This window comes from Empedobacter sp. UBA5987, assembly GCF_002429865.1.
Classification (GTDB): Bacteria; Bacteroidota; Bacteroidia; order Flavobacteriales; family Weeksellaceae; genus Empedobacter; species Empedobacter falsenii_B.
Genome location: NZ_DJBB01000040.1, coordinates 41,412 through 66,052, shown reverse-complemented (window position 1 = coordinate 66,052; position 24,641 = coordinate 41,412). Strand labels below are relative to the sequence as shown.

Annotated in this window: 23 protein-coding genes, 2 tRNA genes and 2 riboswitches; of the genes, 16 read left to right on the top strand and 9 right to left on the bottom strand. The window is 31.6% G+C overall.

Annotation, left to right across the window (positions count from 1 at the left end; genetic code table 11):
• The first annotated feature begins 44 nt into the window (after positions 1–44).
• The gene (locus B3J26_RS06360; protein WP_180905728.1) at positions 45–1,196 is read left to right on the top strand and encodes a cystathionine gamma-synthase; all 1,152 of its coding nucleotides are present in this window, start codon (positions 45–47) and stop codon (positions 1,194–1,196) included.
• Positions 1,197–1,244: 48 nt separating this feature from the next.
• Here B3J26_RS06360 and B3J26_RS06355 read toward each other — a convergent pair whose 3' ends face one another.
• Positions 1,245–2,303, bottom strand: a complete 1,059-nt coding sequence (locus B3J26_RS06355) for a hypothetical protein (RefSeq protein ID WP_291073850.1) — start codon at positions 2,301–2,303, stop codon at positions 1,245–1,247.
• Positions 2,304–2,425: 122 nt separating this feature from the next.
• Between B3J26_RS06355 and B3J26_RS06350 the strand changes: the two genes are divergently transcribed.
• Complete coding sequence (locus tag B3J26_RS06350) at positions 2,426–3,031, top strand: hypothetical protein (protein WP_291073848.1); 606 nt, start codon at positions 2,426–2,428, stop codon at positions 3,029–3,031.
• A gap of 4 nt (positions 3,032–3,035) precedes the next feature.
• On the opposite strand, the gene B3J26_RS06345 is transcribed toward B3J26_RS06350, so the two are convergent.
• Both B3J26_RS06345 and B3J26_RS06340 read right to left on the bottom strand, forming a co-directional pair.
• Positions 3,036–3,620: a hypothetical protein gene (locus B3J26_RS06345; RefSeq protein ID WP_291073846.1), complete on the bottom strand. Its 585-nt coding sequence runs from the start codon at positions 3,618–3,620 to the stop codon at positions 3,036–3,038.
• Positions 3,621–3,647: 27 nt separating this feature from the next.
• Positions 3,648–4,127, bottom strand: a complete 480-nt coding sequence (locus tag B3J26_RS06340; RefSeq protein ID WP_280062377.1) for a hypothetical protein — start codon at positions 4,125–4,127, stop codon at positions 3,648–3,650.
• Between the two features lie 48 nt (positions 4,128–4,175).
• On the opposite strand from B3J26_RS06340, the gene B3J26_RS06335 reads away from it, so the two are divergent.
• On the top strand, positions 4,176–4,922 hold the full coding sequence (locus B3J26_RS06335) for an alpha/beta fold hydrolase (RefSeq protein ID WP_291073845.1): 747 nt from the start codon (positions 4,176–4,178) through the stop codon (positions 4,920–4,922).
• Here the strand turns inward: B3J26_RS06335 and B3J26_RS06330 are convergent.
• The gene (locus B3J26_RS06330) at positions 4,919–5,359 is read right to left on the bottom strand and encodes a nucleoside deaminase (RefSeq protein ID WP_125349964.1); all 441 of its coding nucleotides are present in this window, start codon (positions 5,357–5,359) and stop codon (positions 4,919–4,921) included. The genes B3J26_RS06335 and B3J26_RS06330 overlap by 4 nt on opposite strands.
• A 77-nt stretch (positions 5,360–5,436) precedes the next feature.
• Here B3J26_RS06330 and B3J26_RS06325 point away from each other — a divergent pair, with 77 nt between their 5' ends.
• On the top strand, positions 5,437–6,342 hold the full coding sequence (locus B3J26_RS06325; protein WP_291073843.1) for an EamA family transporter: 906 nt from the start codon (positions 5,437–5,439) through the stop codon (positions 6,340–6,342).
• Positions 6,343–6,378: 36 nt separating this feature from the next.
• On the opposite strand, the gene B3J26_RS06320 is transcribed toward B3J26_RS06325, so the two are convergent.
• Both B3J26_RS06320 and B3J26_RS06315 read right to left on the bottom strand, forming a co-directional pair.
• Complete coding sequence (locus tag B3J26_RS06320) at positions 6,379–7,455, bottom strand: DUF5074 domain-containing protein (protein ID WP_291073841.1); 1,077 nt, start codon at positions 7,453–7,455, stop codon at positions 6,379–6,381.
• 6 nt (positions 7,456–7,461) lie between these two features.
• On the bottom strand, positions 7,462–9,270 hold the full coding sequence (locus tag B3J26_RS06315; RefSeq protein WP_291073839.1) for a TonB-dependent receptor plug domain-containing protein: 1,809 nt from the start codon (positions 9,268–9,270) through the stop codon (positions 7,462–7,464).
• A gap of 34 nt (positions 9,271–9,304) precedes the next feature.
• A riboswitch (cobalamin riboswitch) is annotated at positions 9,305–9,447 on the bottom strand.
• 175 nt (positions 9,448–9,622) lie between these two features.
• On the opposite strand from B3J26_RS06315, the gene B3J26_RS06310 reads away from it, so the two are divergent.
• The 5 genes from B3J26_RS06310 to B3J26_RS06290 all read left to right on the top strand — a co-directional run bounded on the left by B3J26_RS06310 (position 9,623) and on the right by B3J26_RS06290 (position 15,696).
• Positions 9,623–9,874 (top strand): TM2 domain-containing protein, encoded by a 252-nt coding sequence (locus B3J26_RS06310; RefSeq protein WP_291073838.1) that lies wholly within the window; start codon positions 9,623–9,625, stop codon positions 9,872–9,874.
• A gap of 158 nt (positions 9,875–10,032) precedes the next feature.
• Positions 10,033–11,010, top strand: coding sequence for a pyruvate dehydrogenase complex E1 component subunit beta (locus tag B3J26_RS06305; RefSeq protein ID WP_114998120.1), 978 nt, complete (start codon positions 10,033–10,035; stop codon positions 11,008–11,010).
• 76 nt (positions 11,011–11,086) lie between these two features.
• Entirely contained in the window at positions 11,087–13,624 is a 2,538-nt protein-coding gene (locus tag B3J26_RS06300; protein ID WP_291073836.1) for a DUF5686 family protein, read from the top strand.
• 30 nt (positions 13,625–13,654) lie between these two features.
• Positions 13,655–14,137 carry an inorganic diphosphatase gene (locus tag B3J26_RS06295; RefSeq protein ID WP_038336778.1) on the top strand — a complete coding sequence of 161 codons (483 nt, stop codon included), beginning with the start codon at positions 13,655–13,657 and terminating at the stop codon, positions 14,135–14,137.
• 125 nt (positions 14,138–14,262) lie between these two features.
• Positions 14,263–15,696, top strand: a complete 1,434-nt coding sequence (locus tag B3J26_RS06290; protein WP_291073835.1) for a M28 family peptidase — start codon at positions 14,263–14,265, stop codon at positions 15,694–15,696.
• A gap of 40 nt (positions 15,697–15,736) precedes the next feature.
• Here the strand turns inward: B3J26_RS06290 and B3J26_RS06285 are convergent, their stop codons facing one another.
• Positions 15,737–17,113 (bottom strand): tryptophanase, encoded by a 1,377-nt coding sequence (locus B3J26_RS06285; protein ID WP_291073833.1) that lies wholly within the window; start codon positions 17,111–17,113, stop codon positions 15,737–15,739.
• A 117-nt stretch (positions 17,114–17,230) separates the two neighbouring features.
• Positions 17,231–17,644, bottom strand: coding sequence for an acyl-CoA thioesterase (locus B3J26_RS06280; RefSeq protein ID WP_114998110.1), 414 nt, complete (start codon positions 17,642–17,644; stop codon positions 17,231–17,233).
• 129 nt (positions 17,645–17,773) lie between these two features.
• Positions 17,774–17,861: riboswitch (adenosylcobalamin-variant (AdoCbl-variant) riboswitch) on the bottom strand.
• Positions 17,862–17,987: 126 nt separating this feature from the next.
• Between B3J26_RS06280 and B3J26_RS06275 the strand changes: the two genes are divergently transcribed.
• From B3J26_RS06275 to trxA, 5 genes are all read left to right on the top strand, one after another.
• The gene (locus B3J26_RS06275; RefSeq protein ID WP_291073831.1) at positions 17,988–19,139 is read left to right on the top strand and encodes an LOG family protein; all 1,152 of its coding nucleotides are present in this window, start codon (positions 17,988–17,990) and stop codon (positions 19,137–19,139) included.
• A gap of 169 nt (positions 19,140–19,308) precedes the next feature.
• A tRNA-Met gene (locus tag B3J26_RS06270) sits at positions 19,309–19,381 on the top strand.
• 6 nt (positions 19,382–19,387) lie between these two features.
• Positions 19,388–19,460, top strand: a tRNA-Met gene (locus B3J26_RS06265).
• Positions 19,461–19,543: 83 nt separating this feature from the next.
• Complete coding sequence (locus B3J26_RS06260) at positions 19,544–20,179, top strand: suppressor of fused domain protein (RefSeq protein ID WP_291073829.1); 636 nt, start codon at positions 19,544–19,546, stop codon at positions 20,177–20,179.
• Positions 20,180–20,413: 234 nt separating this feature from the next.
• A complete protein-coding gene (gene trxA, locus B3J26_RS06255) occupies positions 20,414–20,770 on the top strand; it encodes a thioredoxin (RefSeq protein WP_084106970.1) in 357 nt (118 codons plus the stop codon).
• A 68-nt stretch (positions 20,771–20,838) separates the two neighbouring features.
• Here the strand turns inward: trxA and B3J26_RS06250 are convergent, their stop codons facing one another.
• Complete coding sequence (locus B3J26_RS06250; protein WP_291073867.1) at positions 20,839–22,266, bottom strand: amino acid permease; 1,428 nt, start codon at positions 22,264–22,266, stop codon at positions 20,839–20,841.
• 191 nt (positions 22,267–22,457) lie between these two features.
• On the opposite strand from B3J26_RS06250, the gene B3J26_RS06245 reads away from it, so the two are divergent.
• Together B3J26_RS06245 and B3J26_RS06240 are read left to right on the top strand one after the other, a co-directional pair.
• Positions 22,458–23,612 (top strand): hypothetical protein, encoded by a 1,155-nt coding sequence (locus tag B3J26_RS06245; RefSeq protein ID WP_291073827.1) that lies wholly within the window; start codon positions 22,458–22,460, stop codon positions 23,610–23,612.
• An 89-nt stretch (positions 23,613–23,701) separates the two neighbouring features.
• Positions 23,702–24,604, top strand: coding sequence for a ketopantoate reductase family protein (locus tag B3J26_RS06240; RefSeq protein WP_291073825.1), 903 nt, complete (start codon positions 23,702–23,704; stop codon positions 24,602–24,604).
• Positions 24,605–24,641: the final 37 nt, after the last annotated feature.

Below are 24,641 nucleotides of genomic sequence, written 5' to 3'. Positions count from 1 at the left end.
ATAAATAAAACTCCATATATTTGCTATAGTTAAAAGCATTTACAATGAAATTCAATACAAAAGCGATACATGGAGGTCAACAACATGACCCTTCAACAGGAGCCGTAATGACTCCAATTTACCAAACATCAACATTCGCGCAAAGATCACCTGGAGATTACAAAGGATACGAATATTCTCGTGGCGCAAACCCAACAAGAACTGCTTTAGAAAATGCATTAGCATCTATCGAAGGAGGAGTTGCAGGTTTAGCATTTGGTTCTGGTTTAGCTGCAATCGATGGTGTATTAAAATTGTTCAAACCAGGTGATGAAATCATCGCGATGGACGATTTATATGGAGGTTCTTACCGTTTGTTTACACGTGTTTATGAAAAATTTGGTTTGAAATTCCATTTCGTAGATATGACAAATGTTGAGGCTGTTGTCGCTTTAATCAATGAAAACACAAAAATGGTTTGGGTTGAAACGCCTACAAATCCATTGATGAAAGTGGTTGACATCAAAGCTGTAAATGATGCTGTAAAAACAAAAAAAGCAGACATTTTAGTCGCTGTTGATAATACATTTGCTTCACCATATTTACAACGTCCAATTGAGTTGGGAGCAGATATTGTGATGCATTCGGCAACGAAATATTTAGGAGGTCACTCAGATTTAGTTGCGGGAGCAATTGTGGTTAATTCGGAACAATTAGCAACTGATGTTCACTTCAATTTATTTGCAACTGGAGGAATTTTAGGACCACAAGATTCTTACTTAGTTTTACGTGGAATCAAAACATTGGCTGTTCGTATGGATCGTCACTGTTCTAATGGAATGAAGATCGCTCAGTTTTTAGAAGCTCATCCAAAAGTTGCGCACACGTATTATCCAGGTTTGGAAAATCATCCACAACACGAAATTGCGAAAAAACAAATGAAAGATTTCGGAGGAATGGTAACGTTTACGTTAACTTCTGGGAAAAAAGAAGATGCTTTCAAAATTTTAGAAAACTTAAAAGTTTTCACTTTGGCTGAATCTTTAGGTGGTGTTGAATCGTTAGCAAATCATCCAGCTACGATGACACACGCATCTATTCCTGCAGAAAAACGAGCTGAAATAGGTATTACAGATGATTTAATTCGTTTGTCTGTTGGTATCGAAGATATAGATGACTTATTAGAAGATTTAGAACAAGTTTTGAACTTGATTTAATCGATAAATGGAAAATAAAAAAACGGAATCTATAAGATTCCGTTTTTTTTATTGAATTGGAGTTAACGCTTCAGAATTTCGGAGTATTGCAACATATTGAAAATAATCAGTTGTTTTTAAATTTTCTTTTGGTGTAAAGTTTTCTCCAAATAATCTTGATTTTATTTGAATTAAATTTTGAGAAGATTTATATGGTGAATTTTTCGCATTAAGATTAAAAATTGAAATGGAATTAGACTTTGCAAGTTCTTTAAAATCAAGAATACCTTTTATTAACATCATCGGTCCATCAGCATTTACCCAGTTTATTTTTTCATTTTCTGGAGTAGGAAATTGGTCATTTTTAGGTAAATACATTTCACTGTCCAATGTATAACTTACGATGCTTGTTACGTTATATTTATTGTCTAAAAGTCTTTCAGCAAAAGGTTTTTCTTTATCATTCATACTTTTTTGAAGTGTATGAAAAAGACCAAATAATCCATAGAATTTTTCATTTTGTAGATGATTCTTTGAAATGATATGATTGAAATTCTCAATCATTGCAGAATCTCTTGAAATTTTGCTATTAGAATCATCAAAGTTTGTATCAATACCCAAAACGACAATTTTAGAAGAATTATTTAATGTTTTATTGTAATCATACAAGTTGTTCCATTTTTTTAGGAATTCTTGACTTGATTGTTGAGGAATTCTTTTCTTAATAGCTAAAACAACTTCTTTTAATAATTTTTCATTTTTAATATCAGAGCTTAGAAATGTGTTTAATTTTTTAGAATTTAAACTGTCCATTTCGGCAATGTAATAGTTGAAACCAAGATTCTTATTCAAATATTTAAACATAAATTCATCTAATTTTTGATTGTCAGCAAAACCATGAATTTCGCCTAATAGAATAACATTTGAAGTGTTGACATTATTATCAAAAATCTGAGTATTAAAGTTATTGCCAATTGTTGTTTTGTTATTTTTTAGATAGTCAATATTTGTTTGATTTTTTGATGCTAAGAAAATTTTATTGCTAATAAATAAATACAAAAAAGTAAGTATAATTATTGAAATCAGTGCAATAAAGAAGATTTTTAGAGTTTTGATAAGTGTTTTCATGTTGTTAATTTTCATCAAAACTATAGTTAGTAAAAGACTTGTATAAATATATATTTATGAATTGTTGATTTTTTAGGATGAATTGAGAAATCTGTTTACTGAAAACTTTTTATTTTTACGAGATGAAATTTATTTTCTTCTTTTTACTTTCTGTGATGAGCTTTGCTCAAAAGTTCGATACAATTAATCTTAATCAAGTTGAGGTTATGAATTATTCCAACTACAAACAATATCGTCCAAAGTTTAAAAAAGTTGAAAGATTAACGGATAATACAAGTTATGGATTGAAGATATTCTCAAATTTATTACTTCCAAACGAGAAAGAAATTGAAATTGTAGCAATCGAAATTTTGTTTGAATCAAAAGTAAAGAAGAAAAATTATTGCAACGAATATTATTATTTCAAACCAATAATTCTGAAATCGATTGATGATAAACAAAGTTTAATTGATGAAAAATGGTTTGAAGTAGACAAAGATTATCAAGGAAAATATATTTTTCCTATTCATTTAAAACTTAAACCTTCTGAAGCCAAAAACTATTTTATTGGTTTAGAAACTTCTTACGAAAATCCTTTTTGCCCTGAAGGAAATGGCTATTTTGATTTGATAAATACGTCCAAAAAATCAGATGTTTTTGTTCATTACAATGATAATCGAAATTCAGGGTTTCGTAAACAAGAATTATTTGGTAATTATGCTTTAAACTACAAAATCTACTACAAATAGAAATTTACTTCCACAATAATTTCAATTCCACTTTATATTTCCCAGCGTATGGTTTTGGGTTTGTTGGTTTCTCCGAAATCGAGAATTGATACACGCCGCGTGCAGGCAATTCAAAAATAGTTTCTTTCCCAAAAGGTCCACCTTTTATAGAATCTACAGGACCTTTGATGTGATTGATTCTAATATTTGCTGTAGAATCTTGCGCCGAAATTTTGATCCAAACTTTCTTGGCAGAATCTGCATTAAAGGTAAATGTATTTGTTTGCCCTGCTATTTTAGTTGGTTCTGCTTTAGCTTTTGCATAATTTACTTCCAGATTTTCGGTTGTGTTATTAGCACTTAACGGAATAATTTTATCTGCGTTAGATACAACTTTTTGTTGAGGTTTTGTCACAACTTTCTTCTGAGGAGAAGCCGTTTTTACCACTTCTTCTTTCATTACATCTTCTGTTGTTGGCTTATCTTTTTTTACCAAATCTTTGTACGCAGAATCAACTCCAATCTTGCTTGGATAAATGGTTGGCGTAGATTTATCTTCGCAACTATAAAGCGTAATCAATGTAATAAAAGCTATAAAAGTCCATTTCATAACAGAAAAATTCTGTTGTAAAAGTAACTATTTTAACTGCAATTTCAAGGTATATTTTCCTTCAAATGGATCTCCTTGCATCAAACTTTCGCCAATTCGGATTTGATATAAGCCTTTTTCGGTTAAATCATAATTGATTTCTTGTCCAAAAGGACCATCTTTTTCGTTATTTGGAGAGATAAGTTGATTAATTCTGATATTCCCGAGTTTATTTTGAGGAATAATTTGAATAAAAACAGAGGAAGATGAATCATTTCTAAAACTAAAAGTTTGTTGCTCTTTCGCTTCTTTTTCAATCTCAAATTCGCCTTTTCCATGAATTAATTTCAATTCAGAATTATTCATGATTTTAGGAGTAGCCAAAGCAATTTCTTGCATAGAAGAATCTTTTTTGACTACTTTTTGGGTCGTTTCTCCTATTGATATTGTTTGATTACTAGTCATACAATAAATGATAATAGCACCAATAGCTATTGAGAGGATAATAATGGGTCTATATTTTTTCATTATTGTAAATTTGTGGCTTAGTTAATTACAAATTCTGAACCAAACTATATGTTGTTTTACAAAAATACAGGAAACGGTAAACCCTTGGTGTTTTTACACGGTTTCTTAGAGAGTCATTTAATTTGGAATAATTTACGAAAAAATCTTGAGAAAGAAGCACAAATTATTACAATAGATTTACCTGGACATGGAAATTCTGAAAATTTTCAAGAGGTGAATACGATGGAAGAAATGGCAGAAAAAGTGATTGAAGTTCTGGATGAATTAAATCTTGAAAAAGTAGCTTTTGTAGGACATTCGATGGGAGGATATGTGACGTGTGCGTTGGCTGATCTTTTTCCTGAACGAGTAGAAAATATTGTTTTGATTAACTCCTCGACTTTACCAGATGATGAAGCGAAGAAAAATCAACGTTTGAAAGCGTGTGAAACTGCTCGTAAAAATTTCAATGCGTTGGTGAGTTTTAGTATGCCTACTTTATTTGCAGCGCATCATCGAGATCAATTCAAAGATGAGTTGAAATTTGTAAAAGAAATTGCTTTAAAAACTCCAATTGAAGGGGTTTGTGCAGCTTTGAAAGGAATGCGAGAGCGTCCATATCGTTCGTCGATTTTGTATGATTTCAAAGGTGGAATTTATATTATTGTTGGAATGAATGATGAAACAGTTAATCCTGAATTATTTTTAACTTTAATTCCAAATTTACCTAATATTCATTTGTACAAATTTGATGGCGGACACATGGCTTTTATAGAAAATTATGACGAAGTTTTATCGATTTTGAAATCAATTTAACGCTTGCGTTGAAAAAAATCTTTCATCAATAGACCACATTCATCTTCCATAATTCCCGAAACAATTTCAGTTTTTGGATGTAACTCGCCAATTTTTGCTTTAAAACCACGTTTTTCATCCGAAGCACCATAAACCACTTTCGAGATTTGGCTCCAATACAACGCGCCGCCGCACATCACACAAGGTTCTAAGGTTACATACAATGTGCAATCTTGTAAGTATTTTCCACCCAAATAATTTGCTGCAGACGTAATGGCTTGCATTTCAGCATGCGCGGTAACATCAGTCAACGTTTCGGTTAAATTATGTGCTTTCGCGATAATTTTGTTGTTACAAACAATCACAGCTCCAACTGGAATTTCGTCTCGCTCGAAAGCTGTAATCGCTTCGTTAAAGGCTATTCGCATAAAATATTCGTCTGTAAAAAGATTTTCCATTTCTATAAAATTTAAGGCAAAAATAATCATTTCCAAATTGGATATTCGATACATTTGTACAAATTGACGCCTCTTTTATGAATCAATCAAAATATATCATAGCAGCCATTATAACCTACTTTATGTGGGGATTTTTCAGTTTCGGATTGAAACCAATCGCTGGTTATCCACCTTTGGATATTCTATTTTTTAGATTGTACGTTTCCGTTTTCTTTTTAGTGGTCATTAATGTTGGATTTCGACGCAATAAGATGAAAGCTGATTTTGATTTGTTTAAATCATTTGATAAAAAGAAAAAGAAAGAATTAGGAAGTTTAATTGTTGGCGGATCATTGGTTTTGATGACAAATTGGTTGATGTTTATTATCGTGATGAATCATATTAGTGTGCAAGCTGCGTCGCTGTCATACTTGGTTTGTCCGATTATCACCACCGTTTTGGCTTTCATTATTCTGAAAGAACATTTGACCAAAATAAAATGGATTGCAGTTGGTATTAGTTTTTTAGCATGTTTGGTTCTTTCTATAGGTCATCTTATAGACTTGGTTTATAGTTTGATTGTAGCGTGTACATTTGCACTCTATATAATTATTCAGAGAAGCTTGAATTTTTTTGATAGTTTTAATTTGTTGATGACACAATTATTAATTGTAGCGATTCTGATGTTACCATTGGTTTTCATCTTTTCAGGACCAATTCCGACCGAAACAATTTTCTATCAATGTATCATGATGATTGTGATTTTGTTCACTATCATTCCAATGTTCTTAAATAATTTTGCTTTAAAAGGAATTGACTCTTCAACCGTTGGAATTTTAATTTATTTGAATCCAATTATGAATTTTGTTTTAGCAATTTTCTATTACAAAGAAGCCGTTTCTCCAATGCAAATGATCGGTTATAGTTTGATTTTACTCGCGATTGTAGTGTTTAATTCACAAACGATTTTCAAATTAAAAAACATAAAAAAATCTGAAGTTTAAAGTTCAGATTTTTTTATGTTGATTTTTCAGGAAATATTATTTGATGTAAACAGAATTTGGTGAAACTCCAGCTGTAATTGCTGGATTTTTAAGACCTCCTTGTGCATTCTGAATTAATAATCGTCCATTAGAATTGTAATCTTTTGCGTCTAAAACATAAAAAGTGTCACCTTTTACATAGAAACCATATACACTATCAGCACCTGTTATGTAATCTGCTTTTGTAGGCAAAGCTGTTGCATTTGTAGCCATAGAATAAACAGAATTATTAACGATGTAATACAATTTACTATTCTCCGCAACTAAGAAATTTGGATGTTGTCCATCAGGAAAATTCATTTCTAATTTATCTTCTGAAGTTAAATTATAACGAACCAATTTTCCTTTTGTAGTAGTTCCCCAATTAACACCTTGAGAAAGCACAAATAAATTTCCGTTTTGAATTGTTAAATCTGTCGGAACATCACCAACATTTATACTTTTTTTATCATTTGTTTTAAGGTCAATAATTGTAACTGTTTTACCTGTTCCCCAGCCACCTTTTTGTGCAACATAAAGTTTGTTATTGTCAAGAATCATTTTTTCTGGACCTTCATCTACTTTATATTTTTCTACAAATGTTAAATCACTGATTTTGTATTTTGCAATAAAATCATCTGTCGTTACATTAGGATCTCCCCAGTTTGAGATATACAAAAATTGATCATCAGAAACGATATAACGAGGGTTGCTCATATTATCTGATGATGGAATTGTACTAATTTTTTTGAAAGTTGTGTTGTCTACAACTTCTACTTTATTAGAAACATTAAGAACAATATAAGCTTTGTTTCCTTTGAAATACATGCTTTGTCCTACAGAACCCAATTGTGCACCAGCGTTCGCAGTCTTGAAAATTTCTTGAATAGGATTTGTTGTACTTACATCTTTTGTTGGATCAAAATAAGTGATTTCTGCGTTAGCTGAATTGAAACCTCCTTCATTCAAAATAAAAACTCCTTTCGAGTAGTTTCCTTTTTCAGGATCATTATTTGGCCCATCATCGTCATTTGAACAAGATTGTAAAAATACTCCTGCCAAGGCTATAAGTGCGATTGATTTAAATTTAGTCATAGTTTTTTAAAATTTTATTTGTATTTGTATGTTATAATTTGTGCCGGGTTGCCAACGATTTTCTTGCGTTTGATATTCTTGGTTAAACACATTATTCACACTCATAGAAACGCTATAAAGTGGTGAAATCGTATAATTTAAACCTAAATTCGTTAGCCAAAAACCATCAAGTGTTCTTTCTTCTTCCGAATCGGTAAAAACTTTACTTGTATAAATATTTTGTACAAAAGCAGATAAACGTTTGTAAGTGTATTGTGCGCTCGCCGTCCATTTATGATTTGGGGAATACATCAATTCCTTATTTTTAAATTTATCTTTTGTTTTGGTGTATGCATAAGTTGTATTGAAACTAAATGCATTCCATTTGTAGCTTCCAATTATTTCAAAACCATAGGTTTCAGCTTTGTTGATGTTCACAGGAACCCAATAAGAAGTGTTTTGCGAACTCGGAATCCATTGAATCATATCACTCAACTTATTATAAAAAATATTGGTTTGAATGTTTAAATTTTTGTTGATAAAATCATTTCCAAGTTCAAATTGATAAGCTGATTCTGATTTCAAATCTGGATTTCCACCAGTTTTCCAAAATAAATCATTGTAGGTTGGATTTCTGAAATTTTTCGAAACATTTCCTCTCAATTGATACGAATGAATCGGACGAAAATTAAAACCCAATGAATAAATAAATGGATTTTGGTACGTATCAGAAAAATCTTGACGAATACTCGCTTCGTATTCCAAAACATCTGATAATTTATGCTTCGCGATTAAGGCAAAATTGATTGAGTTTTGATCGCTTTTATTCAAATTATTTCCACTTCCTTGATTATAATTAGCTTCAGATAAAAATGAAAGCTCGAAATTATTAGTCAATTGATGATTCAGATAATATTTTAAAACATAATTATCCACCTGTAAATCGTCCGAATAAGATTTGTGAATATTGTTGAAATAACTGTTTTCTTCTCGGATATATGCCAATTTTAACTGCGATAGCCACTTTTCATTTGGATTGAAATTCCATTCTGTCATCAAACGATAATCCTTATTTTCGTACCCAGAAGGCGTTGAACCAATGTCAACTAAAGGAAATTCGCGCTTCCCAAAATTGATCATTGAATAAAGTTTCAATTCGTTTTCAGGATTAATTTTATAGCCAAAATTTCCATTAATTGTATTGAAATAATATTTTCCGTTCAAATTCTTCTTCATGTGATTCGGAATTTTATAATCATTATCAGATTGATTTCGTTCGTAATCGATTGAAGAACTAAATTTTTCTGTACTATATTTCAATTGATATTTTCCCGACCATGTATCGTAACTTCCGTATCCTAAATTTATTTTTTGCTGTAAACCTTTGTCATACTCAAATTTATTCAACAAATGAATTGTACCGCCGATAGAACCTGTTCCATACGCAATACTTCCGCCGCCTGGTTTCACTAAAATTCCGTCAAACGAATTACTTGCAAATAAATTAAAATCCGTTTGTCCTGTTGTTTGCGAATTGACATTAATTCCGTTCCAAATTACGGCTGTGTGCGAAGCTAAAGTTCCTCGAAACGAAGGTGAAGAAACCATTCCTCGTCCATTTTCTTTAAAATAAATTGGCGTTTGCTCTTGTAAAACTTGCGTCAGTTGATTAGGATTTTGCTCTAAAATACTATCATTAAGTTTGATAATACTTTGAGATTTGTAATGATTTTTAAGAAAAGCATCGTTCAAAATCAAAGGTTTCAAATTGATGGTATCCGTCTGTGCAAAAGCAATTCCAGCGATAAGATTAAAACAAAGAAAAAGTTTTTTCATATTAAAATCTGTTTTTCCTCCGAAAACATTTTCTATTAATTTGTTAGCAATGGCAGGTTTCCTGACTTATTCTTTTACAAAAAGTATGTTAGAATTTACAGTTGCGGGGACAGTTTTGGAATTGAACCAAATTCCCTTTTAACTCACTCGTTGAGCACCATTTTATGCAAATGTAAAGAAAAGCAATTGATTTTATAAAAAGTAGATTGTTAAATCGTTAACCTTAAATTAAGATCAGATTTATTTTATTTGTACAATATTCAAAATCATTATATCTAGTGATTTTTAAGAAAGATGGACAAATTAAATTTGTAACCAACAAAAACAATTATTTAGTTAAACTTTAAAAATTATGGAAAACAATCAACCGTACAAATCAGAGAAAAAACTTATTGCTGGAATTTTAGGAATTTTAGTAGGATATTTAGGAATTCATAAATTCTATTTAGGATATACAAAAGAAGGAGTTATTCAAATTATTGCCACTTTTGTAACATTTGGATTTGCTGGACTTATTGGATTTATTGAAAGGATTATTTATTTGACTAAATCTGACGAAGAGTTTGATAAAACATATGTAGAAGGTCACAAAGGCTGGTTCTAAAATAGAGATTACATTCTTTTTTAAATATTTTTCGATCCCAAAATAACTTTAGATTATTTTGGGATTTTTTTATTGAATGAATTCGTTTTAAATAATTCGCAAGTTTTTTATTACATTTGCTTTAGGAAAAAATATAATAAAGAACGAAATCGCATAAAATGGCTATAAAAACATTTAGAGAAGTAATCGCAGAGGCAATGAGTGAAGAAATGCGTCGCGATGAATCTATATTTTTAATTGGAGAAGAAGTAGCAGAATACAACGGAGCGTACAAAGCTTCGAAAGGAATGTTAGACGAATTTGGAGCAGAACGTGTAATTGATGCGCCAATCGCAGAGGCTGGTTTTTCTGGAATCGCAATTGGATCTACAATGACGGGATGTCGTCCAATCGTAGAATATATGACATTCAACTTCTCATTAGTGTCTATTGACCAAATTATCAATAACGCTGCAAAAATTTATCAAATGTCAGGAGGACAATTCAACTGTCCAATTGTATTTAGAGGACCTACTGCTTCTGCAGGACAATTAGGTGCAACACACTCACAAGCTTTTGAGAATTGGTATGCAAATGTACCAGGTCTTAAAGTAATTGTTCCTTCAAACCCTTATGATGCAAAAGGTTTATTAAAATCTGCAATTCGTGATAACGATCCAGTAATTTTCATGGAATCTGAACAGATGTATGGAGATAAAATGGAAATGCCAGACGAAGAGTATACAATCGAAATTGGTAAAGCAGAAATCAAACGTGAAGGTACAGATGTAACGTTAGTTTCTTTCGGGAAAATCATTAAGCAAGCTTACATCGCTGCTGATGAATTAGCAAAAGAAGGAATTTCTGTAGAAGTAATTGACTTACGTACAGTTCGTCCATTAGATTACGATACAATTTTCAAATCTGTTAAGAAAACAAATCGTTTAGTAGTTTTAGAAGAAGCTTGGCCTTTCGCTTCAGTTGCTTCAGAAATTACGTATATGGTTCAACAAAAAGCATTCGATTATTTAGATGCACCAATCAAACGTATCACAACAAAAGATACATCAGCGCCTTATGCTCCAAACTTGTATGAGACTTGGATTCCTAATGCAAAAGATGTAGTTGAAGCTGTAAAAGCTGTGATGTATAAATAATTAAGATTTATAAACTATATTTGTAAAGTCTAGCATACATTTTGCTAGGCTTTATTTTTTTAACCAAATCTTATTGATGAAAAGTTATATAACATCTTTTTTTATAGTTGTTTTAGCGTCTGTACACGCGCAAGTAAAAATTCAAGGAAAGGTCATCGATTCTGAAACTCAGAAGCCTATTCCTTACGCAGATATTCGTTTACCAGAACTTAAAGTAAGTGCAACATCAAACTCTGATGGTACTTTTTATATCGAATCTGCTTCAAATACAAATAAAATTGTCGTATCAAAAAATGGATACGAAACTTCTGATTATGTAATCGAAAATAAAATTGATTATAATTTTATTGCTCAATTATTTTTAGCAGAAGATAATACTTCCGAAGAAGATGATGGAACAGTAGATTTACAAACTGCGGTTGTTTCGGCAAAGAAAAAACGTCTTAAAAAGAAAGAAAATCCAGCTTATGCTATTTTGCGTGAAGTATGGAAGCGTAAAAAGAAAAATGGGCTAAAATTAGCACCACATTACCAATATGATGAATACGAAAAGTTGCAATTTGATATTAGTAATATCGATTCTACTTTTATGAAACGTAAGATTTTTAAAGGAATGGAGTTTGTTTTCGAGAAAGTAGATACTTCTTCTATTAATGGAAAAACATATTTACCAGCTTTCTTGAATGAGTCAATTTACAATGTTGCAGGAATTAATAAACCTTCTACAAGAGAACGTCGAGAATTAATTGCAAATAAAACATCAGGTTTCGAGAAAAATGAAGTGGTGGCTTCTACGGTAAAAAATCTTTTCCGTGATATTGATATTTATGATAATCGTGTCAATATTTTAGATATTAAATTTGTGAGTCCAATTGCTACAGATGGTTTCGCGGTTTATGATTACGAATTGAAAGATACTATTGATGTAGATGGAATAGAATCTTATCGAATCAAATATTATCCACGTCGCGAAGGTGAATTGACATTTAAAGGAGAATTATATATTTCGAAAGATGCTTATGCGGTGAAAGAGGTTGTGATGGAAACGACGAAAGAAATGAACGTGAATTTTGTGCGTAATATTTTCATGAATCTAGAATATGATATTCCAAACGATTCTATTTTCTATCCGAAAAAAGAATATGCGATGTTGGATATGTCGTTGTTGAGTAAAAAGGAAAGTGCGAAAGGAATTTTTGCGCATAAAACGGTGAATTATTACAATTACGATTTCGATACAACACATCCCGAAGCTTTTTATTACGAGAAATTAGATCCAGCAAAAGCTGCGCTTAACGAAAAAGATAATCAGTTTTGGACAGAAAATCGTCCTGAAGCTTTAACGAAAGATCAAGAAGGTATTTACGAAACATTAGAGCAATTAAATAAAGTACCAAAATTCAATAATATTGTGAAAGCAATCGAGATTTTTGGTTCTGGATATTACAATGTCGGAAATGCAATTGATATCGGGAATTTATATTCATCTTTTGGATACAACCAAATCGAAGGTTTCCGTTTGAGAGCTGGAGCTCGTACATATTTTTCGCAAAATGATATGTGGCGTGCGCAAGGTTTCTTGGCATATGGTTTTCGAGATGATAAATTCAAATATGGAGCAGATTTTCGTTACATGTTCAATAAATATAATCGTTTTCAAGTCGGTATCGGAACAAAACGTGATGTAGAACAATTGGCTGCAACGTTAACGGCTTCTGACGGAATTATGACCCGTAGTTTTGCTTCGTCGTCAATCATCAATCAAGGAGATAATACATTTTTGAGTAACAATAATTTGACAAATGTGTATGCGTCGATAGAGCCTTGGAAGAATGTAACGTTTCGTGTTGATGGAAATTATCAATTGATCAAACCAGCTGATGCAGTACATTTTTCGATTGGATATGAAAAAAACGGTCAGATTAAAGAAACTTTAACAAATTCAAGTGTAAGTGTTTCGGTAATTGCTCGTCCAGGTGCAAAATATTCGCAATACGGGATTGATCGTTACGAAATGACAACACTTGCACCCACGTTAATGTTGCGCTATACAAAAGGATTGAAAGGTGTAATTAATTCAGATTTTGAATATGATAAATTACAATTTTTATATACACAACCAATTTTGATTGGATCTTTTGGTAAATCATTGGTAACTGTAGAAGCAGGAAAAACATTTCAAGGTGTTCCTTTATCATTAATGAGTGCGTTACCAGGAAATGAGAGTTACGGACAAGTTTATGGTACATTTTCACAATTAGATTATTATGAATTTGTAACAGACGAATATGTAACGATGAATTGGGAACATCATTTTAACGGTTGGATTTTGAACAAAGTTCCGTTAATCAAAAAATTAAAATTAAGAGAAGTTGGATTCTTGAGAGCGGCTTACGGAGACATTTCGGAGAAAAGTAAAGCTATTAATCGTTCGACAATAGAATATTTTGCACCAAATCAACAAATATACTACGAATACGGGTTTGGGATCGAAAACATTGGTTTTGGAAACATTAGACCAATACGTGTTGATTTTAATTGGCGCGGAAATTATAATAATTTGCCAGATGTTCGTAAATTTGGCATCACAATCGGTTTAGATTGGAATTTTTAGAAAATAAATAATAAAAAAAAGAATATTACAATGACTTTTGATGCAATCATTGAAATCCCAAGAGGATCTCGCAACAAATACGAAATGGATCACGAAACAGGAAGAATCCGTTTTGATCGTGTTTTATACTCTCCAATGTTCTACCCAGCTGATTACGGTTTCGTAGAAAATACATTAGGATTAGACGGAGATCCAATTGACGTATTAGTTTTCTTAACAGAACCTACTGTTCCTGGATGTGTAATCGAAGTAAAAACAATCGGTGTTCTTAAAATGTCTGATGACAAAGGACAAGATGAAAAATTAATTTGTGTACCAGTTGCTGATCCAACATGGAACCAATTAGAAAACATCACTGATATGAATCCTCATACATTGAAAGAAGTTGAGCACTTTTTCAGAGTGTATAAAGACTTAGAAAATAAAACAACAACAATTGAAGGGTACGGTGATAAAGCAGAAGCAGAACAATTGTTGCAAGATGCAAGAGAGCGTTTCGTACCAGCTCACTAAGAAATAATTTATAATTTCATATAAATAGTCCTCATTTTTTGAGGACTATTTTTTTTAAGTAAATTTTCCTTCCATTCTATCAACTATTTCCAAAAACATTTTTAAGTTTATAGAAATACTCACACATGAAATCGAAATTTTTATTAACATTAGGTTTAGTCTCTACAACCATGAGTTTATCTGCTCAAACTAATCAACAAGTTTTAGACTTGATTAATAAAGAAGTACAACAAAATTCTGAAGCTTATCAACAACTAAAAAAAGCAACCGAAACAATCGGACATCGTGCAACAGGAACAGAAAGTGGACGAATAGCAGAAGAATATGCAGCAAATTTGTTGCGTTCGTATGGTTATGATGTGTCTTTTCAAGAATTTACATTTAGCGGGTGGAATCGTAAAAGTTTAGATTTAAAAATCAATAATCAACCTATAAAAGCAGTTGCTTTAGCGCATTCGCCAGCAAATGTTAATTTTTCGGGAGAATTAATTGATTTGGGAAATGGACTTGAAGAAGATTATAAAAAGATTGGTGATAAAGTAAAAGGAAAGATTGTTTTTGCTGCGCTTGGTTTGTTGGATGGAACGCCAAAAGAAACCGAAAATCTACATCGTTCAGAAAAAACAGCTTTAGCAGAAAAGTACGGAGCGAAAGGAATTATTTTGTTTAATCGTCCTGCTGGAGGAATTCTATTAACAGGAACGGCCTCTGTGACGGGAGAAATTATTAAAATTCCTGCGATTAATATCAGTTTAGAAGATGGATTGAAAATCAAAGAAAATCTATCAAAAGGAAAAGAAATTGCTAAAATCGAAATGAAAAATGATGTTGGACAAATGAAAGGTCGCAACATTATTGCAAAGAAAATCGGTTCTAAATTTCCAAACGAGAAAATAGTTCTTGGAGGTCATTTAGATAGTTGGGATTTGGCTACTGGAGCCATTGATAACGGCGTTGGAAGTTTTTCTGTTATGGATATTGCGAGAACGTACAAGAAGTTAAATCTTCAAAATGATCGAACAATAGAATTTGTTTTATTTATGGGCGAAGAAGTTGGTTTGATAGGTTCTAAATATTATGTCAATCAAGCGTTGAAAGATGGTTCTATCAATCAAATCAAAGCAATGTCGAACATGGATATGACAACAAATCCAAAGTCTTATTATTCGACAATGGAAAGTAATTTGCCTATTTTAACTGATTATGCGAATGATGTACAAAAAGTGATTCCAGATTTTAAATTGAAAACATTTGCGAGTGTAGATTTACATTCAGATCATCAACCTTTTATGTTGCAAGGCGTGCCTATTATTGGGCTTTCGGATAGTCAATTTACAAAAGGAGCGCTAAATTGTTATCATGCAAATTGTGATACATTTGATTATGTAGAAGAAATTGGTTTGAAAAATAACGTGATTTTGGAAACCTATTTGTTGTATCGTTTGAGTAATTTGAAAGAAATTCCTTCAAAACGTTGGAACGAGCAAGAAATAAAAGAAGCGCTTATCAAAGGAAATTTAGAAACTCCACTTCGTATTTCGGGCGATTGGAGATGGTAATATCAAAAAAATCCTTCAGATTATCTGAAGGATTTTTTATTTATTTCTTTTTCAATTTTACAGTGAAATGTCTTAAAATTTCAGATTCCCACGAAATTTCATAACCTGAATTAATCTCGTTTCTGCGATCAAAAATATTTTTCAAAGCTACTGCAATATAATCCATATGACTTTGAAAATAAGTTCTTCTTGGAATTGCTAAACGCAATAATTCTAATTTTGGATAACGGTTTTCTCGTGTTTTAGGATCACGATCAGCCAAAATAGTTCCGATTTCTACACCACGAATTCCAGCTTCTTTGTACAATTCGATTCCCAATGTTTGCGCGGGAAATTCTTCACGTGTTACATTTGGTAAAAACTTTACAGCATCAACAAAAATAGCATGTCCACCGATTGGTTGCTGAATTGGAATTCCAAATTCAATTAATTTATTCCCTAAATATTCAATTTGTTTGATGCGAGATTGTAAATAAGAATATTCTGTCGATTCTTGCAAACCTTGTGCTAACGCAGCTAAATCACGTCCAGCTAAACCACCATAACTTAAATATCCTTCGTAAATAATTCCGAAATTACCACAAATTTTATATAGCTCTTCGTTATTCAGTGCAATAAACCCACCAATATTTACCAAACCATCTTTTTTCGCAGACATCGTCATTCCATCTCCGTAAGAAAACATTTCTAAAACAATTTCTTTAATCGTTTTTGTCTTGAATTCTTCTTCTCTTTCTTTGATGAAATACGCATTTTCTGCAAAACGAGCGCCATCAAAAAAGACTGGAATTCCATATTGATTAGACAATTCACGAACTTGACGAATATTTTCGATTGACACAGGTTGACCGCCAGAAGAATTGCACGTAACAGTGATTAATGTGAATGGAATTTGTTCTTTTCCGTATTCTTTGTAGACATTTTCTAACTTTTGTAAATCGATATTTCCTTTGAAAGGATGAATCAATTCGCTGTCAAAAGCCTTATCAATAGTACAATCAATTGCATGTGCTTTTCTAAATTCGATGTGACCTTTTGTGGTGTCAAAATGAGAATTACCAGGAACAACATGACCTTCTTTTACAAGAGCTGAAAACAATACATTTTCCGCTGCACGACCTTGATGCGTAGGTAAAAGAAAATCAAACCCAGTGATGGTATTAATGGTTTCTTTCAGTTTTAAGAAAGATTGAGAACCAGCATAGCTTTCGTCTCCAGTCATCATTGCAGACCACTGTTTGTCGGACATTGCTCCAGTTCCCGAATCAGTTAATAAATCAATAAATACTTTGTGGCTTTCTAGGTTAAATAGGTTGTAATCTTTTTCTTCGATCCACTTTTCACGTTCTTCTCGAGTAGATTGATAAATTTCTTCGACCATTTTTATGCGAAATGGTTCGGCAAAAGGTAATTCCATTTTTTGTGTTTAATGTAAAACTAAGAAACCTTTAGAATATTATCAATTATTAATTGGAATTCATAAAAAAATCCTCTATCAAAAAGATAAAGGATTAAAAATTTTCTATAGCTCGTGTTAGTCAATAACAGGAACTGGTCGTTTGTTTTCGTTAATTGCAACTAATGTAAACGTTCCAGAAATCGCTTTATCACGTCCGTCACGATACATACTTTCGATAAAAACGTCAATTTGTACATCCAAACTTGAACGTCCTACACGTACCACTTTTCCTACCATTTCTACGATAGTTCCTGCTGGAATTGAGTGTTTAAAATCAATTTTGTCACTACTTACCGTAACAATAGGTTTGCGACAAAAACGAGTTGCTGTCATAAAAGCAATTTCATCCATCAAATACATTACTGACCCTCCAAACATTGTGTTGTGGTGGTTTGTATCTCCTGGAAAAACAGCTTTGAAAATGCGAGTTTCAGAATTGATGATACGTTGTTCGATCAACTCTTCTCTTGGTGTTTTTTCCACTTCCATTATCATAATATTTACACGTTACTTTTCTTCATTATTTTTTGAGTTGATAATGTTTTTTTGTGGTGGTTTGATGATTTCATAGAACATAATTTTTACTTTTTTCGCGAAAGTTTTTGACTAATTATTAACTCAATTAGTGGCATTCTGACTTATCAAAAATATTGATTCACAGTTGCGCGACAGTTCGTGAATTGCACACGATTCCCCAATAAGTTGAGCACGAATTTGATGCAAATATAAATTAGAAAAATGAAAATTAGCAGATTTATTGTGCCGAATTCGTTGGTTTGGAATAATTCGTGTAAATTCATTTTACGAATTTTTAATGAAGTAAGAAAAAAGAATGAAAATAAAACCAATCAAAGATTTAGTTCATAATCTATCAGAATGGAATGAATTAGTTTCTCAAACCAAAGATTTAACCGATAAAGTAGTTCAAGATATTAATTTTTTGCGTCAAGAAATCAATTGGGAAGAGTATAATTTATGTAATACATCGTTTTTGGGTTGTAAGTTTAAACAATATGAAGCAATCTATTTAATCGAAAAAGGAGCATTCGTTTATCCAAAATTTGCATCAATTCCCTATAATCCATATCGTGGAAAATTGTATACTTGGCAAGAGTTGATGGAAGGTTATAATCAGGACAATGATGAAAGTATAGATCTTAAAATCTACAAACATTTCAAAAAACATAAATATAATCCATCTGTTTCAGAAGCTTTGGCGCAACGTTTACACGATTTGTCTATTGATGATTGTTTGCGTCGAATTTTAGAATATGATGAAAACGGAATGACGAAGAAAAAAGTGATTGGTTTTATGGGTGGACATTCTACTGCGCGCAATTCTGAGTTTTATAATGAAACGGCGAAAGCAGCAAAATTGGCAACTGAAAAAGGTTATTTTGTTGTTTCTGGTGGAGGACCTGGAATTATGGAAGCAGCAAACTTAGGTGCTTATATGGCAAACTATGCAGATGAAGATTTGATGAATGCGATTAATATTTTAGCAGATTTAGATTTTATTGATGATCAAAGAACCGAATACTTGGCAAAAAATTATATGACTAATGCACAGAAGGTTTTAGAGATTTACCCAAATGGTGCAGAAAGTTTGGCTATTCCTACTTGGTTTTATGGTCACGAGCCAAGTAATTTATTTGCCACGAATATTGCGAAATATTTTTCTAATAGTATTCGTGAAGATATGTTGTTAACAATTAGCTTATTTGGTTTAGTTTATGCGCCTGGAAGTGCAGGAACGACACAAGAAATTTTTCAGGAAGCAGCTCAAAATCATTATGGAACTTCCGGATATTACAGTCCAATGATTTTTTTGAGTAAGAAAAGATATGTAGAAGATACAGCGATTTATTCGGTTTTGCATCAATTAGCAACAGGAAGACCATATAAAGAGTTATTATTTTTAACAGATAGTGCTGATTTAGCAATTGATTTTATCGAAAATCATCCACCAATCAAAGCGATTTAAAATTATTTTAGAAGATTATTAAAAATAAATTTAATTATTTAAAACTACATAAACCTCTTTAATAAAATGGTTTATGTGGTTTTTATTTGTTTTATGTCCGAATAAAATAAAATAATTTCGAAAAATGTTTGGTATTTTAAATAATGAACGTATATTTGCAGTCCAATAACGCGAGATGGAGCAGTAGGTAGCTCGTCGGGCTCATAACCCGAAGGTCACAGGTTCGAGTCCTGTTCTCGCTACTAAATCGCGAGGTGGAGCAGTAGGTAGCTCGTCGGGCTCATAACCCGAAGGTCATCGGTTCGAGTCCGGTCCTCGCTACTACAAAGAGAGTTTCTAACAAGAAGCTCTCTTTTTTTATGTCTTTAACTGAGAATTAAGATTGGATAAACTATTTTTGCATCATGAATGTAGAAGAATACAAAAAACAATATAAATCAGATCAAGCGGTTGGTGCAATTGCGATCGAAAATCGCTTAAAAGAAGTTTATGGGACTTTAGAGCCTCGTTTTTATTCGCCTCAAGTGATGTCTTTTCAAGGAGGTGATGATCCAATTGATGGAGTTGCGGTCTTTGATGTCAATGGTTATTATCATTTGGTGAGTTACGGAATGTCGCATTTATACTATTCTGAGGAAAGTGTAGGAGCGGATTTTAGTAAGTGGGGATTTGAGTTTTCTTTCCGTGTGAAACCTGTTAAAGATGATAATGGTGAAGATCCTTTTTGGGTGGTTCAATTAATGAATAATTTGGGACGATTCGTGAACGAAACAAAAGTTTGGTTTGATGAGTACCAATTTTTACCCTTAGGAGGTCCAATTCGTACAGATTCGGAAACGGACATTGTTGGTTTGGCTTTTATCAAGGATGATGATTTAGATGAAATTGATACGCCGCATGGAAAAGTTACATTTATACAAATGATTGGTTTGAATTCGGAACAATTGAAAAGATTGGAAGATAATTCAACCAAAGAAGAAATAATGTCAGTGATAGCTGAAATAAAGTCAGCTAATCCAAAATTTGTGTGTGAATTATAGTAGAATTTCTAAAATAAAACATATTTGCGTTAACCTATTTCTTAAATTATGTTAAATGTAAAAAACAGATTGTCAGTATTTTAAACTTGGTATTTGTTTTGATTATATCTAAATGTTAGTAGCACTAACAGTAGAATAAATTTTTCATAGGTTAGGTTAATAATTAGTAAAGCTAATTATGAAGCACTTCTTCGGAAGTGCTTTTTTTAGTATATTTAAGAAGAAAAAATAAAGATGTTTAAAAATTTATTCAACCGAAATAAAAATCAATCAAATAATAAAGAAGAATCAAAAACAATGACTTTCGAAGAAATTATTAATTCAGATAAACCAGTTTTATTAGATTTTTTTGCAACTTGGTGTGGTCCTTGTCAAATGATGGGTCCAGTTTTGCAACAAGTGAAAGAAGAATTAGGAGATGATGTCAAAATCCTAAAAGTGGATGTTGATAAATATCAAGATTTAGCTGCACGATATCAAGTGCAAGGAGTTCCGACTTTTGCCATTTTCAAAAATGGTGAATTATTATGGAAACAAAGTGGAGCACGACCAAAAGAACAATTGGTTACAGAAATCAAAAAATATATTTAAAAATAGGTTTGCTTTGCAACCAAAGTCGATTAAAAAATCCGCTCATTGAGCGGATTTTTTGTTTCTTCTTATAAAGAATTTTTCTTTTTATTTTCTTTTACAATTCGATAAGCGATGTAAAGGAAGATCAACCAAACTGGAATTAATTCTACTGAAATTTTAAGTCCTGTAAACCACATAATTACTAAAATTCCAAATAAGAAAATTAGACAAATATAATTACTGATAGGATACAAGAAAGATGGAAATAATGTTTTTGTGTTCTCTAAATTCTTTTGTTTTCTGTATTTAAGATGTGTTATCGAAATCATAATCCAGTTAATTACTAACGAAGAAACCACTAAAGACATCAATACATGGAAGGCGTTTTCTGGAATTATTTTATTAATCAAAATACAAATTGCAGCGAAAAAAGATGAAACTAAAATCGCCATAACAGGCACGTGATTTTTGTTTAATTTTTTCAAGAATTTAGGAGCATTTCCTTGTTCTGCCAAACCATACAGCATTCTACTATTACTGTAAACAGAGCTGTTGTAAACTGATAAAGCTGCCGTCAAAACTATAATATTTAGTGCGTTTGCAATTAATTTTGAAAAATCAATTGTGTTACCAAAAATATTTAGTTTCAAATGATTCAAATTCTCAAAAACCATCACAAAAGGACTACTTTTATCCGTGATCGTTTCCCAAGGAGCTAACGAAAATAAGATAATTAATGCTCCAACATAGAAAATTAAAATTCTATAAATAACTTGATTAGTTGCTTTCGGAATTGTTTTTTCAGGATTTTTAGCTTCAGCAGCTGTGATTCCAATCAATTCTAAACCTCCAAAAGAGAACATAATGAGCGCCATTGCGGCAAATAATCCGCTAAAACCACTTTCGTTATCACCAGATAACCAACCTTTCGGGAAAAAACCTCCGTTGTTCCAAAGATTTTGAATTGTTGCTTGTTCGCCTCCAGTTCCGCTTATCAACAGGTAAGCTCCAAAAATAATCATCGCAATAATTGCAATTACTTTGATGATAGAAAACCAAAATTCAGCTTCACCAAACATTTTTACTGAGCCTAAGTTCAATGCATTAATAACGATAAAAAAGAATAAACTTGATACCCATAATGGGATTTCTGGCCACCAAAATTGTACATAAATTCCGATTGCAGTCAACTCGGACATACTCACCAAAACATAAAGAATCCAATAATTCCAACCAGAAGCAAATCCAGCAAAAGATCCCCAATATTTATATGCAAAATGACTAAAACTTCCTGAAACAGGCTCGTTAACAACCATTTCTCCTAATTGACGCATAATGAAGAAGGCTATAATTCCTGCAATTGCATAACCTAAAATAACAGATGGTCCAGCTAAAACAGCGGCAGGTCCAATTCCTAAAAACAAACCAGTTCCAATCGCGCCACCTAAAGCAATCAATTGAATATGTCGGTTTGTAAGACCTCTTTGCAATTCTTTTTCCTCGGTATTTTTTATTTGACTCACGTGTGATGTATTAATTTGTTAAATATATGTAAAAACTATTTTTAAAAAGAACAATTTGAAGAATTGTCTTGTTTGAATTAATATTAAGAAAATGATTTGTAACGCTTTTTTATTCATGTTAAATCATCTAAAACTTGAAAAAATATTCAATTAAAATTTCTAATTTTATAAAAATCAACCTTATGAAAAAACTATTTTTTACTTTTCTATTGACATTATTTACCTCTGTTCAACTTTTTGCAGATGGTCCTTTTTTGTATTCTTTACCTTTTGGTTCGAGAGCTTATCCTGATGAAACGATTTTAGAAAAAACGAAAGAAAAAGGAATTGATTATCCTACTTTCGAAAAATATTTGTTGGATAATAATATCGAATTAGGTAAGAAAGTTGGACTTCTTTCGGAACTCGAAGTTTATTTTATGTTGAATGATAATCAAAAATCATATTTTGTTGATTATAATGAGAAATTAAAAAAATCTGTTGAAAAGAAATTTGGAACGAAAACTCCACTTAACGAACGATTTTTAATTGCGTTGATGGATGATTACGATACAGAATCTCCGAAAGTAGAAGTGTATCAAAAATTTGTTGATGAAAATCCTCAAAGTAAAACGATGCAATTTGTGAATGTTTTTGCTTATAATTTTAATCTTATTTGGGATATTGAGAAAAAAGATTATTCTTCTATGAATGATTTTAAAGAGAAATACCAAGATAATTGTTTGCAAAATTTTGAGAGTTTCAACAGTGATACTTCTGCCGATATTTTTTCTGAACTTGAGGAGATAATTACGTTAGGATATAATTGCGATTATGTTTTGAAATGTCTTGCTCCAGCAAATAATCGATTGAATATTTTGAATCAAAAAACAGAATTTATTTTAAATAAAATTGCAAATGCAGAACCAATTCCAAGAATGGTTGTGACGCCAAATGCTTCTCAAATAGGAATGTCGGCTTACGAATGGTTGGGCGAGGAGATGAAGTTAATTTCTAGCTTGAAAATTTCGGATGAAGAGAAAACTCTTCTGAATTATTTTGTTGTAAATGAAACATACAATTATATCAATCATGTCAACAATCTATATGTTTTATTTGAAGCGATTCAGAAAACGCCCTCACAATTAGCGAAATCTGCGAATAATAAATCTGTTGAAAAAATTGCTTCAAAAGATAATTGGAAGAAAATAAATCAATTGTATGATGTTTTTAAAAAGAATTTTCAAAAAGACAATGAAATAGCTGTAGATTCTAGCTCAAATCTTGATGATTTGCGTAATTTGATTTATTCTTTGTATCTCAATCCAAAAGAATTGTCTAAGGTTTATAAAAACTAATTATAACCGAAATATTAAATTTTTTCAAAGACTTAAATTCGTAAATGTTGCTGATTTTATTTTAAATTTATCTTCTAAATAGCAAAAAAATGAAATCAATTTATTTTCTTGGATTGGGAGCTTTAGGAACAAAATATGCAGCGAATTTTTATGAATATAATCCAGAAATTGTAAGTGTAATTGTAGATGAGGAGCGAAAAAATCGATACGAAAAATCGCGAATCTTTGTGAATGATAAAGCGTATGATTTTAATTATGTCACAAAAATCAAGGATAATAATTATCCAGATTATATATTTTTAGTCGTTAAAAGTTCGCATTTACAGCAAGCGATAGAAGATATGAAACCTTTTGTTGGTGAAAACACAATGATTGTAAGTTTGATGAACGGAATTTCTTCTGAACGTGTTTTGGCAGATCATTTTGGATGGGATCGTGTGGTGAATGCAGTTGCGTATATGGATGCTGTAAAAGTTGATAATCGTGTGACGTTTTCGAGTATTGGAAAAATTATTTTCGGAAAAATGGATTCAATAAATCATGATAAATTAGTCGATTTACATGAATTGATGAATGTTGCTGAAATTCCAAATCAATTATCGGATGATATTCAGAAAGCACAGTGGGCGAAATATTTGGTAAATGTTGTCGGAAATCAATTGACGTTTTTGTTGGAATTTCCATATGGACAATTTCGTACCAATCAGCATCTTGAGATATTAATGGATATGATTTCTAACGAAGTTCTTGCAGTTGGGAATGCACATGGAGTTGCAATTGGTCAAGAAGAAGTGGATCGAATGAAATCAACGATGAAAATTGTGGATGAATTTGGTAAAACTTCGATGTTACAAGATCGCGAAGCAAAACGATATTCGGAAGTGGACGAATTTGCAGGCGAAATTATCAGTTTAGGAAAACAATATAATATTCCGACACCTTACAACGAGTTCATTTATAATATGGTAAAATCAATCGAAGAAACATATTAAAAATAGTCATAAAGTCATTCAGTTTTCGATGACTTTT